The sequence below is a fragment of the Kribbella antibiotica genome (assembly GCF_004349055.1).
GTDB lineage: Bacteria > Actinomycetota > Actinomycetes > Propionibacteriales > Kribbellaceae > Kribbella > Kribbella antibiotica.
Window position 1 is genome coordinate 1 of sequence record NZ_SMKX01000060.1, and the last position, 15,626, is coordinate 15,626.

Annotated in this window: 13 protein-coding genes; 4 read left to right on the forward strand and 9 right to left on the reverse strand. The window is 61.3% G+C overall.

What is annotated here, in order from left to right:
* Positions 1-768 precede the first annotated feature (768 nt).
* From E1263_RS42805 to E1263_RS20865, 5 genes are all read right to left on the reverse strand, one after another.
* Positions 769-924, reverse strand: a complete 156-nt coding sequence (locus tag E1263_RS42805) for a hypothetical protein (protein WP_165956698.1) — start codon at positions 922-924, stop codon at positions 769-771.
* Positions 925-1,056: 132 nt separating this feature from the next.
* Entirely contained in the window at positions 1,057-2,643 is a 1,587-nt protein-coding gene (locus tag E1263_RS20850; protein ID WP_132169870.1) for a hypothetical protein, read from the reverse strand.
* A gap of 244 nt (positions 2,644-2,887) precedes the next feature.
* Positions 2,888-3,166 (reverse strand): hypothetical protein, encoded by a 279-nt coding sequence (locus tag E1263_RS20855; protein WP_132169872.1) that lies wholly within the window; start codon positions 3,164-3,166, stop codon positions 2,888-2,890.
* A complete protein-coding gene (locus E1263_RS20860; RefSeq protein WP_132169874.1) occupies positions 3,148-3,435 on the reverse strand; it encodes a DUF6602 domain-containing protein in 288 nt (95 codons plus the stop codon). The genes E1263_RS20855 and E1263_RS20860 overlap by 19 nt, the downstream gene beginning before the upstream one ends.
* Positions 3,393-5,165 carry a hypothetical protein gene (locus tag E1263_RS20865; RefSeq protein WP_132169876.1) on the reverse strand — a complete coding sequence of 591 codons (1,773 nt, stop codon included), beginning with the start codon at positions 5,163-5,165 and terminating at the stop codon, positions 3,393-3,395. Before E1263_RS20865 ends, E1263_RS20860 begins: the two co-directional genes overlap by 43 nt.
* A gap of 182 nt (positions 5,166-5,347) precedes the next feature.
* Between E1263_RS20865 and E1263_RS42810 the strand changes: the two genes are divergently transcribed.
* From E1263_RS42810 to E1263_RS20875, 3 genes are all read left to right on the forward strand, one after another.
* Positions 5,348-5,512 (forward strand): hypothetical protein, encoded by a 165-nt coding sequence (locus E1263_RS42810; RefSeq protein ID WP_165956699.1) that lies wholly within the window; start codon positions 5,348-5,350, stop codon positions 5,510-5,512.
* Between the two features lie 84 nt (positions 5,513-5,596).
* Positions 5,597-6,619, forward strand: coding sequence for a type II toxin-antitoxin system VapC family toxin (locus tag E1263_RS20870; protein WP_132169878.1), 1,023 nt, complete (start codon positions 5,597-5,599; stop codon positions 6,617-6,619).
* A 2-nt stretch (positions 6,620-6,621) separates the two neighbouring features.
* Positions 6,622-8,274, forward strand: a complete 1,653-nt coding sequence (locus E1263_RS20875) for a HEPN domain-containing protein (RefSeq protein ID WP_132169880.1) — start codon at positions 6,622-6,624, stop codon at positions 8,272-8,274.
* 281 nt (positions 8,275-8,555) lie between these two features.
* Here the strand turns inward: E1263_RS20875 and E1263_RS20880 are convergent, their stop codons facing one another.
* Both E1263_RS20880 and E1263_RS20885 read right to left on the reverse strand, forming a co-directional pair.
* Positions 8,556-9,308: a hypothetical protein gene (locus E1263_RS20880; protein ID WP_132169882.1), complete on the reverse strand. Its 753-nt coding sequence runs from the start codon at positions 9,306-9,308 to the stop codon at positions 8,556-8,558.
* A 79-nt stretch (positions 9,309-9,387) separates the two neighbouring features.
* Positions 9,388-10,767: an AAA family ATPase gene (locus E1263_RS20885; RefSeq protein WP_132169884.1), complete on the reverse strand. Its 1,380-nt coding sequence runs from the start codon at positions 10,765-10,767 to the stop codon at positions 9,388-9,390.
* Positions 10,768-11,776: 1,009 nt separating this feature from the next.
* On the opposite strand from E1263_RS20885, the gene E1263_RS20890 reads away from it, so the two are divergent.
* Positions 11,777-13,273 carry an SEC-C domain-containing protein gene (locus tag E1263_RS20890; RefSeq protein WP_132169886.1) on the forward strand — a complete coding sequence of 499 codons (1,497 nt, stop codon included), beginning with the start codon at positions 11,777-11,779 and terminating at the stop codon, positions 13,271-13,273.
* 50 nt (positions 13,274-13,323) lie between these two features.
* Here E1263_RS20890 and E1263_RS20895 read toward each other — a convergent pair whose 3' ends face one another.
* Both E1263_RS20895 and E1263_RS20900 read right to left on the reverse strand, forming a co-directional pair.
* Positions 13,324-13,911 (reverse strand): hypothetical protein, encoded by a 588-nt coding sequence (locus tag E1263_RS20895; protein ID WP_132169888.1) that lies wholly within the window; start codon positions 13,909-13,911, stop codon positions 13,324-13,326.
* A gap of 1,041 nt (positions 13,912-14,952) precedes the next feature.
* Complete coding sequence (locus E1263_RS20900; RefSeq protein WP_132169890.1) at positions 14,953-15,618, reverse strand: 2'-5' RNA ligase family protein; 666 nt, start codon at positions 15,616-15,618, stop codon at positions 14,953-14,955.
* Between the last annotated feature and the right edge of the window lie 8 nt (positions 15,619-15,626).

Here is a 15,626-nt window from a genome sequence, read left to right on the forward strand (position 1 = left end):
GGGTGGCAGGCGGAGCGCGCGGCGTAGGAGTGCGCGTGCCTGGCGCGGGGGAAAGAAAATGGCTCCGAACCTTTTCTTCCGGAGCCTGTTGTGTCCGAGGCCGGACACGCACCTTAACCACACGCCTCGACCTCGATCCGGATCTGCCAGATCGAACCCCGTAGCACCGCTTGACGAATCCAGGGTTGCCGTCACAGTGAGTTGGTGCTCGAAGGTTGATTCTGACCTGGACGCTTTCCACTGGAAAATCACCGACATCTGTCAAGATCGGGCGTAATTTGCCGTCCAATCCGATGAGTAAAACCGTGAGTTCCGGACGGTTGTTCGGGCAGTCTGATGTGCGGTTGGGTGTGTGAGGCACCGAGCCGCCTGCCTCGCGCGGCGGTGCAGGCCCGGTGGTCTGGCTGTGAGTTGGACCACCGGGGCTTGCTCGTATCGAACTCTGATCCATCGGCTTGCGGGTCAGTGAGCGAGGCTTCGTCGACTCGCGATTGGCTCGGTGCCTGACGGCCAGGTTTGACCTTGGCGGAGGTCGCGGTTTTGCCCCAACCTGACCAGGCCGGCACCGACGTACTCCGGTGCGGAAGATCTGCGATCTACTGGTCGACAACCGAGCCGAGCCTAGCGACCTTGCTTCGGCCTTGTGGGTCGTCACGTTGTGACTAGTAGGATCTGATCGTGCTCGAAGAGACGCCCGGTCGACTCCGGACGTCACCTGCGTACGCTGGGCGCCAAGGCACCCAGCCGCACAACAGGACGACGGACGGGTCAGCCCAGCCACCGCCGCATCAGCCAGGCGACGACCTGCGCCAGGGTGACCTGTGCGAGCGTTTTAGCCGCGCCGCGATGCTGCCGCCAGCGGTCGGCGCGTACCCACTCGAATGCCGAGGTGAACCAGCTCCGCTTGTCCGGACTCTTCGTCATATCGACTCCGTCCCCTCTCGCCACCCACGGTTTGGGTTGGCGATCTGAGCCAATTCTTGAACAGCAGCCTTGCGTGTCTTATACGGCCGATGTCACATCCCCTGATAAGGGCAGCGGTTGGTAGTCAGTTGGCTACCGATGGTCGAATCGGTCGAAGCCGCTGTGCCAGGCTTTCTGCATCGACTGCTCCAGCGCGAACGCTGATCGGCGGAGGACCCAGGCTGCGAGCCAGCGGAGTGCTTGAGGGGCACGTCCTCGCTGAACCTCGCCTGCAATCGACTCGGCGGGCCACCTCCACAGCGCACGTGGAGCCGAGAAGTCGGCGCCAAACAACATCGCGATTTTCCTGAACTCGGCAGGGCTGTTCATCACGTCGCGCAGCTGCTGACCCAGCTCTCGATCATCCACTGGCGCACCTTTGATCACTTGCTGCATGTACTCGAGGGTCGCCGCCCGGTTCTCCACGATCAGCTCATTCCGTGTGGCTGCGTCGATGAGGCCGAAAGCGAAGGCCTTGTGCACCGGAACTTCGATGGAGCCGAGCCGCCAGTCCTCATCGTGATCGCTGTCGAGTTGCAAGAGAATCCGCTCGGCGACCTCGATCACCGGCAGGTCGCCGAAGACTCCGACGACATCCGCCAGGCCGGGAACGGCGCTAGAGGTCGATGGGTCCGCTGCGGAAGTTCGGACGACTGGCCAGTAAATGAGCTCGCCGTCCACCTCGAAAGTTAGAACCTGGCCGTCGGCAGCGCGCGATAACCAGGGACCGGTGGCGATCCGTGCGGCCAGCACCTGCCACTCCTCTGGGGCTTTTGCCGGCCATCCTGGCGGTTCTACGTCGGATGACTCTGTGCGTCGGTCATGGACTAGGTCGTCCGCAATTTCCTTCAATCCGACCTGACGCTGGGCTCGCCACACCGCAGCGCTACCACGGCCTTCGAGCGACCAGTACCGCGGAGCCGAGAAACCTTTGATCAAATGATTGCTCGGCAGTGCGTACTCCAGGTCGTCGCGATGCTCCAGCCACTCCTCGCCCTGCTCGTAGAGCATCTGCTGATTCGCGTCCGCGCTGTCTGTGCTCAGAAACTTCCGCGCCAGGTGAGCGGCCATCTCATACCGCCAGCGGTCGTGCCAGGCCACTCCGTGAGACCGCAGAGTTTCAGCCACCCGACCTGCCCGCGAGACGCCGGCGTACTCGTCGTCGTGCTCAGCGGCGGCGAGATAGACCTCCCTTTCGGAGTGAGTCGAGGTCGCTGCGACAGCCAAACGCCACAGACCCAGCGCGGCACGCTGCCGGAGAACAGGGCGAAGTCCCGACAGAACGTCGTCGGTGAACGAAGCTGAGCGAGCAATTGCCGTGGTCACCGCGTCCGCCAGAAGGCGGGCTTGATAGTCGCGATGACCTCTGTGAAGGGGCTGACCAGGTAGGAGCAGTGCTACCGACCGCGCTTCCTCTGCCAAGCCCGCCGGGAGCCGCAGCCGGAGCACCTTCCCCGGCAGCGGAAATCCCTGACCCAGCGGAGGGGCCGGATGGCGAATCACTGTCGAGATATGAGTCAACCGGTCATCCGGGCTGCAGCTCTGCTGACTCTCCACGTGCCGCAGGAGAAGGTCGCGCACCATGGCGTCACGCGAACGCCTCAGCGCTTGCCTGGTGTTCTCCAAGGCATCCCACGCGCACTCCAAGATGCGCACATTGGTCTCCTTGAATGCGGTCACCCGACCAGTATTACTGAGCTCAGGGGCCCACCAGGCTTGCAGAATGGCCACCATCCGTCAGGAGTCAGGCGATTCGAGTAGAGCTGACCGTTGGCTTTCGCGAGGGCGTAGTCTCCGGAAATTGTCAATTGCGAGAACCCTCCGGGACTGAACCCAGGAGTCCCAGGGTTCTCAGTGAGGTACGAGACTAAGGCCTCCCGGATTGAGCGCTCAGACTTGAACCCGTGGAACCCCACGATGATCCTCAGTGCGCTGGGGTACCCGTCGAGCAGGGTCCTGAACAGAGCTTCTCGGCAGGCAGAGATTCGATCGCGCCGAACTCCAGCGGATCCTGGCCCGTGACCTCAGCATAGGCACGGTTCGGACGCCGTAGGTCGACGAGCGCCGCGTCTCCGGTCAGGCTCGCTCGGTACTGCTTCTCCAACTCGCGGACCTCCCCGAGGTGCTGGAACGCATCTTTGAGCTCGGCGAAGTAGAGGGTCTCCTTTATCTCGAAGACCGCCATCACATCTCTGATGTGCATTGGAAAGCTGTGGTGTACGGGACGGGGATGTCGGCGCCGCGTACTAGCATGCGGTCGAGCTGGCCGGACATATTCCCATCGTCGTCGACAGCAAAACTGGTAACGAGGTTGAGATCCAGACCGTCCGGAATCGCTCGCCCGAGGATGTCGAGCGACAGGCCTTCGTACATGCTGCCGATCGTTGGTCGGTGTTCGACTGGGCTCGTGTTGAGTACCGCGCGCTCCTTCAGCATGAGTTCTGGCAGGAGCTCGGCGACAGTCGTGAGCATGTAGATCCTCGCAGGCCTTTCGGCGGCTGACTGGCTGTGCGTAGGCCTAGTTGCCGGATACCTGGAAGGTTCCAGTCAGTGAAATCGATGGGCTGATCAGAGGGAAAACGGTCACCGATATACATTCGCAGGCGGTCGCCGGCGCGTACCGGGAAGCTGATCGGCTGTCCGGCAATAGTTGAGGCGGCCAGACTGTTCCGCGTCGCCGCCAGTTGATCCTCGGTGAGTTGAACGACCGCGGCGTAGGTCAGATTCGGGACTTGGATGGTTTGTCCCAATAGGTTGATGTGCCCGATCTCCGTGGCGTAGAGCAGCCAGTGGGGAGCTGTGTTGAGGACCTGCTCGGCTAGCCCCTGGGTTTCTCCGTTGAAGGTTCCGTTGAACGCGTCTGCCGTTGGGTGGATGACGCAGTGTCCGTCGAGCATCAGTTGGAGGTTTCGGATCATGATGCGTTCGATGACGTTGAGCTGACGCGGATACCGGAAACGGACAGGCAGTTGAGCCTCGATTGTGCGCAGATCGGCTGTGACCGAGCGAATGTCTGAGAACCCATCTGTCATGCTGCGGTCGACCCGCCGTGTGCCGAGGTCGAGCGCGGTGGCGAGCGTACCTCCGACGAAGATCTCGACCACCTGCGCATAGTCGAGGCCGACCATGAAGTCAGCTGCCTCGAAAGCCTCGGCGGCCGGCGCTCCGGCGAGATCTCCGATGTCCAGGTCAGCCGAGCCGCTGGCTGCCTTGCTGAATGGCAGGCGGAACGCGACCTGGATGTGGTGGCCGATCCGGGCCTGCACAGTCACCCCGTCGATGCCTTGAGCCAGAGGACGTGTCTCTGCCAGGTAGGTGCCGATCCGCTGGCCGTCGGCGCCGGTCAGCCTGAGTTCTGACGGCTGCCATGGGGCGTCGGTCGGGGCTGGGTGCATCTCCAGGAGCTCGATGTGTGGATTGGCTTCTCCAACAATCGGTGGCCCGTTAATGGTGAAGCGGGTGACCATATCGGAAGTGAGTTTCATGGGCTTGGTGACGCCGAAGGCGTGCGCTTTGGCGAGGTCGACGGCCAGGGGACTGGCTGAGTCCAGCTGAGCGGTGAAACCGATGGTGATTGGTGAGCGCTCGGGGGCGCCCGGATCCTTTGCGCGGAGGAATCGGGTAATCCGGCCACCCTCCATGCGCACGTCCCAGGTCCAGTCGGGATCCACGCGATCGACATCCTGCCGTAGATCCCTGAGTCGCTCATCCAGGTCATCCGGGTTTCGGATGATGGGGTTGAAGCGGAATGCTTCGGCCCTGGCGTGGATGTAGTCGAGGTCTGAGCCCCACCGGAAGTGCTCCGCTAGGTCCTTGTGCTTGCTGAGCTGGTCCGTGAACCAGGTTTCGTCACGGACTGACACCTTGACACGCTTCCCCTTGCCAAGCTCGCTCACGAACCGCCGTTCCGGCGGTGTCAATGCGGCCGGTACGACCAGGATCCACTCATCGGGATCGTGTTGTAGTGCTGCTTTGAAAGAGCGCTTGACCTGATTGCGTCTGGTGCCCTCGCGGGGAATGCCTTCGGGGAAGAACTTGTACTGGAAGATGATCTTGGCGTCGTCGACGTCGTAGTCGATCCCGGCGTCGCCGCCGCGGCCGTTGACGGCGTGACCACGGCTCCCGTACTCACGTCCGAGCAGAGCGTTGGCGATCTTCTCGAAGTCGTCGCGTCCAATGTCCTGCCAGTCGATTCCGCTCATCTGGACCTACTAGACGGGCTCAAGTCCCGCTCGCTAAGGCGCATACCATCAGAATGCCAGTCTCCATCGACACAAGCGGTTCACCGCCGCCGTCCGGATGCATCCAGCGACGGCATCCGCGGCGCCAAGGAGCTGTCGGAGGCGTGGACAAGGAATCGCCGGAGCCCTTCAAGAGTGCCTCGGTGACTGACACGCTGGTCCAGCCAGGCGTGGGGAGCCGACACCTCACCGATCAGGCTGGTCGCCCCACCAAGATCCTGGTGTCGACGCCTGGCAAGTACATCCGAGTCCAGGCCGTCGGCACCGGCGTCCTGAGCCCGGCAGAGGTCGTCGTCAGAGGCGTATGAGCTTGGCTCACCCGGGTGTCCACTGCGAGCGGCACCCACTCTGGTCCAAACTCCGCGGGCTCGTCGACCTCTATTATGTGAGCGGTGCGGCTGATCCTAGACACTAACCTGTGGTCCGACATCGGTGACGAGGCAGTTGCGCCCGAGTTCGACGACCTTGTCCGCCAACGGGGGCTCGAGATCCTGGTTCCTCCGAGCATCCTCGTCGAGGTCTGCAGACTTTCCGTACCGGAGCTGCGAGACCCCATCATCCGTGCACTGGCGATTGGTCCACGTCGTCGGCTGGCGACGGAGGCGGAATCGGAGTCTGCCGAGTTGGTCGCTGAGGTCCGCAGACTCCGTCCGGCGTGGATGCGGAAGACGCCGGATACCGCCAAAGTGCATTCGCTCAATGCCTTTTGGACCAAGAAGGTCTGGCGAACGGCACTCGCCGACTCGCAGCGCATCTACAACTACGAGGTCGGCTCTCGACGCTTGCACGAAGACCTGATGAAGGATCAGAAGGATCAGCGCAAGCAGCTCCTGGAGACGAACTTCGCGATGCGACCGTTGACGGCGTTGGAGGTACGTGAGGGGACGGCAGGCTTTGGTCGAGAGGCGGAAGGATGGCCATCCGAACCGGTAGAAGCCTGGAGGATGTCGTGCTACGAGCTCTTCTGGCACCAGCTGGTAACGATCGCCGGCCGCTCAGTGCTGACCAAGGAAGACGCGACGTTCGCCGACTGGGTCGGAGCGTACGTCGACCTCAGGGCCCTTCGGCACGCCAGGTCGGACTTCCTGAGATTCTGGGCATATGAGGTGGACCTCGCGTCGATGCCGAGGAACTGGATTCGCTGGGCCGTCAATCTGCTGCAGGCCACGGAGAAGGTCACCGGTGGCAACCCTTCGGACGAACAGCACAGCTCCTACCTCGTCGACGCCGACTACTTCTTAACCGCGGATCGTCGCTACGCAGCGATCCTGGAGGCTGTCCGCGAGGACGCCCCGTTCGAGATGGCGAAGACGATCGTGGTGGCGGGTGATCGTGAGCGCTCGGTGCTGGGGAGGATTTGCCTGGCCCTTGGCACTGTCGACAGTGGCGATACTGGACACGTCGTAGATTGTTGACTGTGAACGACGAGGTATGGCAGCGCCTGACCAGACTCTTCGGGCTCGACTGCCTGAGGTACTTGCTTGCTCGGGAGACGGCCGCGCCTGACGGCTCGTCGCTGCCCACCGATCTGACCAGCCAGCAGCTTGAGGTACTCGGAACCTTGGCTCGAATATTCTCGACCGACATCCCGGAGGGGCTCGACCGTGACACCGTGTTCGAACGTCGGCACTCCGTTGCGGTCCATCTGTCGATGTTTCCGGAGAACGGCAGACTCGAACCTCGACCGACCGGCGTAGATGGCAGCAGTCGTTCACTTGCTGAGGAGCTGAGGCAAGCGAGCGGTGGTCAGAGAGAAGCGTCGACCACAAAGGACCCCCTTCCGCGATCTTTGTTCCAGTTGCTCGAACACGCGTATCCGATGCTGCTACTCCCTGTCGCGGGCCCTGGTATGTGGCCGAGCGTCGGCTCTTTGCATTGGCATCCGGCCGAGACTGCCTTCCGAGATGCGGTCATGGCCGATGAGGTACTACAGAAGCTCTTCTATGAAGAGCGGGAGCACGAGGGGCACCGCGGCTCCTACATAGGCTCGCTGAACCGTGGCGGTATCCAACTGTTGGCGTTCAGCTCCACGCTGATCCTGAAAGCGTGGGACCTGACCAGGCTGGACTCAGTCACTCCCTCCTTCGAAGAGGTCTACCGGAAGCTGCTCGTCGTAGTCGCGGCGATTCGTGATGTGGTCGATGGGCGCGTCGTGGACCTTCCCGTGCGGGTCGGGTTTGCGGGCATACGGCTGCCCGATGATTTCGCCGGGGCTGCTCTCTCCGGATGGCGTCTGCGTAGCGTCGATCGCCGCGACGGATGGATCATCGAGCGTGCTGAAATGCCAGGGCAAGCGGCGTCGACCGGACCTGATGGTGTTGACGTCCTCATCGACTATGCGGGCAACGTCGTGCTGGAGTTTACGGCACCCTACCGTGTCAAGATAGGCCACTTCGCCGACAATGTTGTGCCTCTTGATCTAGAGAATCACTTCACCGCAATGAATCAGGCGATCGAGTTGGTTCGCTTGGGTCTTGCGCTTGCTCCGTCTAGCGATCGAGGACTGGTGGCACCGGCCTGGATTGCGACTTTCGATCTCTTGGTTCAAGGTTGGAATGTTAACGTCTTCGACACCCGAAACGCTTACAAGCTGAAGCCGCAGCGGCTCGACGCAGCCCAAGCTGAAGAGTGGATGAAATGGATTGATCTCATCCGGGGAGTCGAGGAAAGGAAGCGTATTCAGATTGCATTGCGCAGATTCCTGCTGGCGCTGGCGGAGCGCAAGACACCCGAGGATGTTCTGATCGACTCCGTCATCGTCTGGGAGAACCTCTTCGGCGCAAACGGAGAGACCTCGCTTCGCGTGTCGGGGTCACTGGCCTGGCTGCTGGGCACCGACGCGGCGGACCGGAGAAAGCTCAGGACCGAGTTCAACGCGATCTATGGACTACGAAGCAAGATCGTCCATGGCTCGGCCGACATGAAGCCAGGCGAGATTGAAATGTCGGAGAAGGCGCTCGCCATAGCGGCAAAGGCGCTGCGGGCCATTTTCGAGCACCGCCCAGATCTTCTGCTCGACGCAGACAGTGCTACCCGCAGCATTCGGCTGCTGCTTGGCGACACTGACTGAACTGCTGGCCGGCCAGGACGGTTTTGGTGGCCAGCGGATGCTGACGAGGGGCGGCCAGATGTGGGCAGCGGCGAGGCGTTCGTGCGACCGTGATCAGCTAGCACGCAGGCTGATGCGACGGGGCAGTTAGAGCTGGAGGCACCGAGAAGCCCGCTGCAGTCGGTGGAGGACTTGGAAAGTGAGCCTGGCCGGGAGACGTTGGGCTGGTCGTCGTCGCCCGGGTGATTTGAGGCTCGGCGGAAAATGCGCACATCTCATGCGCCTGCCCGTGGGGTTGCGGTTTATTGGTTTGAGCTGCCTCCCAGTGAATTTAATCGATGCAACAAGCCGCGAAGCCAATCTGATTGAGCTAACGCCAGTCCGGCGCTACTCCGAACCTGTGCTGATAACTGCGGCTCTGCCGTCGCTGCCTTCTCCAGGGTGCCTGCGAGCTTTCGCAAGGACACGCCGGCTACGGCGATGGTGTCCTTTCCTGCGTGGCCGAGTAGATTCTCGTAAGGGGCGTCGGTAATCCGCAAAGCATCCTTGGCGCTGATCGGCGCTTCTGACGCGTTCACCAGTGCCGCGCAGTAGCTCTCGACAGCAAGGGAAAGAAAAGTGCGGTCGACTTTGTTGGCTAGGTCAACCTCGTCGAATGCGAGGCCCAGGTTTTGCTGAGCGTTGTGCGCGCGGAGACGAGTGACCGGTTCTACCTGCTCCTCGATGCGTTGGACGAGGGCGCCCGACCCGCCCAGCGTCGCGATCTTTGTTTGAGATCCCTGATGGTCTAGAACGGCTGCTAGTACGCCAAGAGTAACAAGCATGGATTCGAGGTCGCGGCGATCGTAGGGGTAGTGGACTTCTGCAATATCCGCAACGGCTACAGGTTGATCAAAGTCGTGATCCGTAACGCATACGAAGTCTGTGAAACCCCAATGTAGGAGGGTCTTCGCTGTCGTTATAGCATTTTTCCGGCCGTTAGCGGGGAATATTGAGACATCGACTGAGATATGGTCTCTCAATACGAGAAGATCGTCCGATCCTTCGACGATCAAAACCGGACCATCGTGGACTTGGCGATGCTGCCTGAGCCTGTCTGCAAGATGGTCAAATTCCTGCAGTGATGATCGAACTCTAGGCGAGGAGTTCATCGGGGTCCAGGCTGGTGTCGTCGGCTGTCTCTTCTCCGTGGAATTCGTATGGGCCGTCTGAGAACCCCAACTCCTGCGTCAAATCCCAGCGACCATTAATTATTGCGGTTGAGTGCGTAGCCACTATGATCTGCAGATCAGTAAGGAGTGCAACCCGGCTGATATCGTCCAGGAAAGCGTGCTTCCATGCAGCATGCATTGAAATTTCCGGTTCATCAATTAAGACGAGCGAGTCCCCATTCGCCGTGAAAAGTAGCAATGTGAAAAGTGCTACTAAGTGTTGCTCTCCGGATGAGAGGTTGGCTACGCGCACACGCTGTCCCGTGGCGAATGATTGGAAGACCAGCTGCCCCCTGGCGGCCATGGCTGTCCTCTTTCCGGACTTTGCCAATTTCGTGTCTAGGATGTCGCGAAGGGTCTTGATCTTCTCGTTGACGGGCAGCAGTGGTTTGAGGCGTCTTTCCCAGTCGTCGAGAAAGACATTTAGGATCCGTCGTACGGTTGGCGTAGTTTTCTCGGGGAAGCTGAGGGGAGCTTCGCCAATCGCGAGCCCATTGCGTGCGAGATCTTCATAGCGATCAACGATGGCGTCATAGCGCTGATGTAGTGGATCTTCTTTTATGCGGTCGCTCGCAGCAGCCAAGGCGCGAGCGGCGAAGCTTAAGTCGGCACTCTGTGTCGCTTGAACCGAGGCTCGTCTAGCTTCGGTGACTTGAATGCGGATCTGACCGATGTATCGCCCGATGCTCGAAGATGCTAAGGCTCTTTCGGTCGGATTGCTATGAAAACCCTCTATATCCGACTGGAGGTGGCCGGGTAATGCCGCGTCGAGACGCTTCGTGTCGATTAGAATTGGTGCATTTTCGGAGATCATGCGAACGATTGCAGGGTAGTTATTGAAGCGACGTCGAGGCGTAATAATCAACGGCCCATAACGCCTCTGAGCGGTCTCCGCGCTGAGAGTTCGCTCAATTCGGCTGTCGTAGAGACGGCCGTCGGGGAGGGGGATGATGTGGCGTGGCAGGTCCGGTTCTTCGAAATCGACAGCCCGAACTTTTGCGGCGCGGCCATCCGCCTTGCCGCCCTTGAGGGCAGCGATCTCTAATTCGGGCTCGTCCTTGACGATTGCTCTACGGATCTGCAGTTGGTGATTATCGGAGAATTGTACTTCAAATTCCGTATATGGGAGCTTGAAAAGTGTCTTCAAGTCGACGATGAGTGCGGCCCTGAGTAGCATCAACACATGTGTTTTACCTGCGCCGTTCGGACCCGTCAGTATAGTCGGGGCCGATGCGCTGATCGGAATGTCATGACGTAGGTGGCCGAAAAGGCCTTCGACTCGAACGTGCGTGACTCGACGCACGGCACTCTCCCATCATCGAAATTCAAAGTGTTAGTCAGCGTAGTGCAATTGTGAAGTCTTGGCACCGATCACTTGGCTCGGGCGGCGTGGTGCGTGCTGAGACGGTGCGGCGTACGGGTGGGCCGAGCTTGGCGGCGAGCCTTACGGACTCACCTGGCAGGAGCGGCAGCATGGAGTCCAGCACCTCCTTCACGCCGCCATTGGGTGGGAGCCTGTCTAACCAGGGGCGTCCGCCAGGCATCGTCGCAGCGCAGTGGATGGGAGAATTGGTTCCTCAACCTACGCCCCAGCCGCTGGACGGGATCTAGACCAGCTCGGAGCCCTGTGCAACATTTGATCAGGTGGATCTGATGTAAGAATTTGCCGAGAGCTGGATCCACTCGTCGAGGTGTGCGCCTTCCACCCAAGCATCGAGGTCGACGGCCCGCGGGGTGAGTTGGTGAGCCGGTCTGTCATGTGATCGTGGATTAGGGGCGTCTGTTTGAGCTGCCACAGCATGTCTTGCCCCTGCGATGCCGGGCTGTGACCGCCAGACCTGAAGTTGGGAAGACGCTGCGGAATTTGTCAAGGTGACAAGGCCACTGGGTTCCAGCGGCCGGTTATACGGCCCGGCAAGATGTCGTGCGAGTTCGCCGACTCGCTGGAGCGCTACGGAGCCTCGCCAGAGGTCGACACTCCGGGACAATCGCTTCAAACGCTTGGACCTCGTGGCCTGTGCCGGCCGTCAGGCGGGACCTCAGCTGGGCAAGTGCGCATTCGGTCGCAGGCGAGATCATGGCCGACTGCATCGATGCGGTCGGGACTGATGACGTCGACGAGGAGCGAGGCTCGACAACGTTCCGGGTGGGGGCGGGTGCTGCCGAGCCTCGGGGTTGATGTGCATGGAGTCTTTGGTGCATATGGTGTCTCGTAAGCGGCTAGCTGGCGGTATGCCGGTGGTGGACGGTGCCCGGAGTGTCGGAGACCCCGGTTATCCCATTAGCCATCAACGATGGAAGGTGTCGCTGCGATGACGGCAACGGTCCTCGATGTACTGGACAATTTCCTGACTCACAGACAGACCGATGTCCAGACTGCGCCCGGCACCGTGATCCACGAGCTCGGCGAAGAGGTCCAGAAGTTTGCGGCGGCCAGGCAGGTCAAGTCTGCAGCAGACCGGAAGATGGCTTTCCTCGGGGGCTGGCCCTCAGCGAACTTCTGGGCTGTCGGCGGCGACATGCTGTTAACGAGCTTGCTCTACAGCGATCGACTTCTGGTGAGGGATCCCATTGTCGACTGGTTTTCGTTGGATCAGTACTCCGCGAGGCACAAGATGGCAGCACGGCTGGGCTACCTAGATTCGGATGGACGTCCAAACATCTCGGCTACACGAGGTTTCCTGGCATCGGTTGTGCCGCAACTCGATCGCTGGCGCCCGCTCATCGAGTCTGGAGTCGTCGTTTTGACCGCGGCAGAAGACCACGCACTGACCTTTGAGGCGGAGATCAGAGCCTTGCAGGGAGCGCTCGAGGATGCCCTGCTGCTCGACCCAGTCGTGTATTCCGAGCAGTTCAGCGCAACCGACATCACAGTTGAGGACAACCTGCGGGGGATGTTCGTCTTCGCTGGTGGTGATCAGGTCAGGCAACTGCGGAAGGCACAAGCCGATGGCCTCTACCATTTCGCGCGCGAGTACCTGCTGGCTGCGACCAACGGTGCGACGTACACGGCCCCTTTTCGGCACGAGCGGTATCTGTGCAGACACGGCATCGGTCAGACGCTGCTGCCGTCGGAGCGAGTCGCATCCGCATTGCTGAGCTCAAAACTGCCGATCTTCAGCGGGCTGACACCGGCGGTGGTGAGCAAGATCCATGCTGATGACAGCTTCGCCGTGTTCCGGCGGCAACTGCACGAGACCTACCAGAACCTTCCAGTCGAAGAGTCTGATCAGCAGATCCAGGCATACGTGCGCGACCAGGAGAAGGCACTCTTGACCCCTACTCTTCAGGCGGCTGAACGTAGCGCAGACCGCGGGATTTTGCGGAGGCTCGGCCTCGCTGTAACTGACAACTTCTTCGGCCTGGCGACGGCGGTGGCCGCAGGAGTGATGCTGAAGGATCCTGCGACGGTTACTGCAGTCGCCGCTGGAGGGATCCTTGCCCAAGCGCTGGTTAGAGGCAGGACGGAGACTTCGTCAGCGGCCCCGATCTGGACGGAGCTCGTCAAGCACCAGCGGTCGGCCCAGGACGAGATGATCGGCGTAAGGGTAGAGAACGCCGAGATTGCGGCTGCGCCCAAGTGGGGGATTCCCGCTATGCCGTCGATGGAAGTCACGGTTTCGGCCGGACAGATGCTGATCGACCACCTTCCGCGACAGCAAGTACCCGTTGCTGAGCCTGCCCCCGGTGACTTCCAGGACGACAACTACCGTCTCTGCAGTTGCGGCAGCGGGCGGAAGTTCAAGTTTTGCTGCCAGCCCCTGGAGCGTTTCCCTCCGCAACACATCGGGCGGCCCCAGCACGGCTGACGATTTTAGACGTGGACGCTTCGAACGCAGTTGTACTTCTAAGCGATCCACTAGCTCCACCGGCGAGGCCGGGTGACATACCGGATGGGGATTTCGGAGGGATGCAGGGGGGCGATGAGTGGGCGGACGGATTCGGCAGTGATGCGGCCGTCTTGGAATTCTTGAGCTAGTGAGTGGGAGAGAGCGAGGTTGCCTTCGTCAGCTAAGGCATCGATGAGGCGGTCGACGGGGGCTTCGAGGCGGATGTTCTCGGCCTCGGCTGCTGTCACTCGTTCCTGGAGGCTTGTGGCGCGGTGACCGCACCATTGGCGGAGCAGCTCGTGGATCGGTCGGTGGTACTTGCGGTACCACTCGTATTCGTACTCGGGAGACGTTGGGTGCTTGCCTGACCGGTCGCCGTGTTTGGACTTCTCGCGGAGCTGCTTCTCTTCCTCGAGCACTGCGTCCAGGATCGGCATCGGGTTCTTGCGGCAGGCGTACTCGGCGATCAGGACGGTTGCTTCGGGGGAGAGCATGGTGGTGCCGTGGAGTTCGAATGTGCCGGAGCGTTGGGTTAGTTCGGCCAGCGGCACGCCGGTCAGGCGCTCGAGTCCGTCGGCGTCGACTACGGTGGTGACGTAGCGAACCGGACTCCACATGCAGTCTGCGATCCACATGCAGTCTGCGATCTCGTTTTCGACGAGTAGGTCGAACGCTGTGTCGATGGCTGACTGCTCGGTGTCAGTCAGTTCGAAGGTGTCTCGTCGATGTCACTCGCAAGGGTGGGAAGTGGCGCGCCCAACGCCCCTGGCAGAGGTTCGCGCGGCGACACCGTCGGGACCGCTGAGGTCATCGCCGCCGGAAATGCGTCGAAGGAGCGCGAGCTGGTTATCTGTCAGTACGTCGTTCCGAGGCACCCTCTTAGTGATCCACACACGATCGTCCGAGCGCAAGGAGTCTTGACAGCGACCTGCCGTTGCTGCCGACTCGTCGATGATCAGCACATCAGGCTTCAGGGCCGGCGTACGCGCTGCTGTGAGTCGGTTTGATGCTGGTTCGTCCTACATATTCCCGCCATCTGGAGTACGCGGATGTTCGTCGGTACGTGAAGTCCAGAGTGGCTGGCTCCGGAGTTGCGGCCTGGGGTTGAGGGCCTCGTAGCTGGTCGTTGGCGAAGCGGAGTCTCGCTACCTGGAGTTCCAGGCGAGCTATCTCGGAGCGCAGGTCGGCGACATACTTCTGGTTGATTTTGGGCTCCGTGCGGGCGGCCTTTCGGAGGGTTCGCCAGCGTCGGAGGCGGCAGGAATCGGAGCAGAATCGTTGGTCTGATCTGGCCATGGTGAAGGTGGCTGCGCACTGCTCGCAGATGGTGGTTCGGGTTGCTGAACTCTGGTCGATCGGGGGTGGTGGGCTGTCCATACTTACTCAACGGATGGGCTGCAGCAGCGGCGCGATAGCCGTTTCGGCGGGCTGATACTCCTTAAGTGCCAGATGTGTGACGGCATTCGTTCTGCCGTTTAAACGGGTTGAGGGGATGCGTGGCAGAGTGCCTGGGGCACCTGCAGCGGCGGCCATGGGCGTAACGGCCGCATGGATGTCGGCGGCCGCGAGAGGGACTTGCCGTCGGTTGCAGACTTCGACGCGGAGGTGATGCTCGGCGTGGGAGAAAGGTTGACGAGGGCGTAGCGGGCTCATCGGCCTCAGAGAGCGCCGTTCGCCTGTGAGTCGATTGGTACCTCGGCGATCGTGTGCCATTCGTACATCCGGTTGTCGCGGTGGAGTTCGATCAGCGAGGCGGTCGGAATTGAGACTTCAACCGGCTCGGACGAGATGGACTCGATCGCCGACTCGATCGTGTCGGCGGATTGCGCGCTCGACGAGTAGGCGAGGGTGACGTGGGGTTGGAAGCCGTCGGCTTGGTCGGGGACTGCGTCTGGCCCGAGCACGTCGGCGATTGACGCGCGTACGGCGGTTCGGATTCGGTCGACCTCGGCTGGTGGGAGAGCGGGGAGGACGATTGCCTCGGGGCGGATGACCGGCCGGTGAAATTCGACGGTGACCGGGTTGAGGGCGGCCAGCCTTGCTTGGGCGGCCGAGAGGAGGCTGTCGATCTGGTCGGTGGTGATGTCGGCGGCGTGGCCGACGCCTTGCATGGTGAGGTGGAGCCACTGGTGTGGGATGAGGTCGAGGCCGGGGTGGCGGGCGAGTTCGGCTTGGTAGGTGTCGACGAGGCGGTGGAGTTCGTGTTGGCCATCGAAGGTGATGTGCCAGGTGTAGAAGCGCGTTCCGACCTGCCAGCCTGGTCGCCACCACCAGTGATCACGGAGGTCGGTGGCGTGTTTGTAGGTCCACTCAGGGCTGGGCATTCTGTCCG

Bases quoted from the DNA above. Each gene is read 5' to 3' on its own strand.
- E1263_RS42805 (WP_165956698.1), bottom strand. From the start codon at position 924: ATGACGAAGAGTCCGGACAAGCGGAGCTGGTTCACCTCGGCATTCGAG.
- E1263_RS20855 (WP_132169872.1), bottom strand. From the start codon at position 3,166: ATGCACATCAGAGATGTGATGGCGGTCTTCGAGATAAAGGAGACCCTC.
- E1263_RS20860 (WP_132169874.1), bottom strand. From the start codon at position 3,435: ATGCTCACGACTGTCGCCGAGCTCCTGCCAGAACTCATGCTGAAGGAG.
- E1263_RS20865 (WP_132169876.1), bottom strand. From the start codon at position 5,165: ATGAGCGGAATCGACTGGCAGGACATTGGACGCGACGACTTCGAGAAG.
- E1263_RS20890 (WP_132169886.1), top strand. From the start codon at position 11,777: ATGACGGCAACGGTCCTCGATGTACTGGACAATTTCCTGACTCACAGA.
- E1263_RS20895 (WP_132169888.1), bottom strand. From the start codon at position 13,911: ATGTGGAGTCCGGTTCGCTACGTCACCACCGTAGTCGACGCCGACGGA.
- E1263_RS20900 (WP_132169890.1), bottom strand. From the start codon at position 15,618: ATGCCCAGCCCTGAGTGGACCTACAAACACGCCACCGACCTCCGTGAT.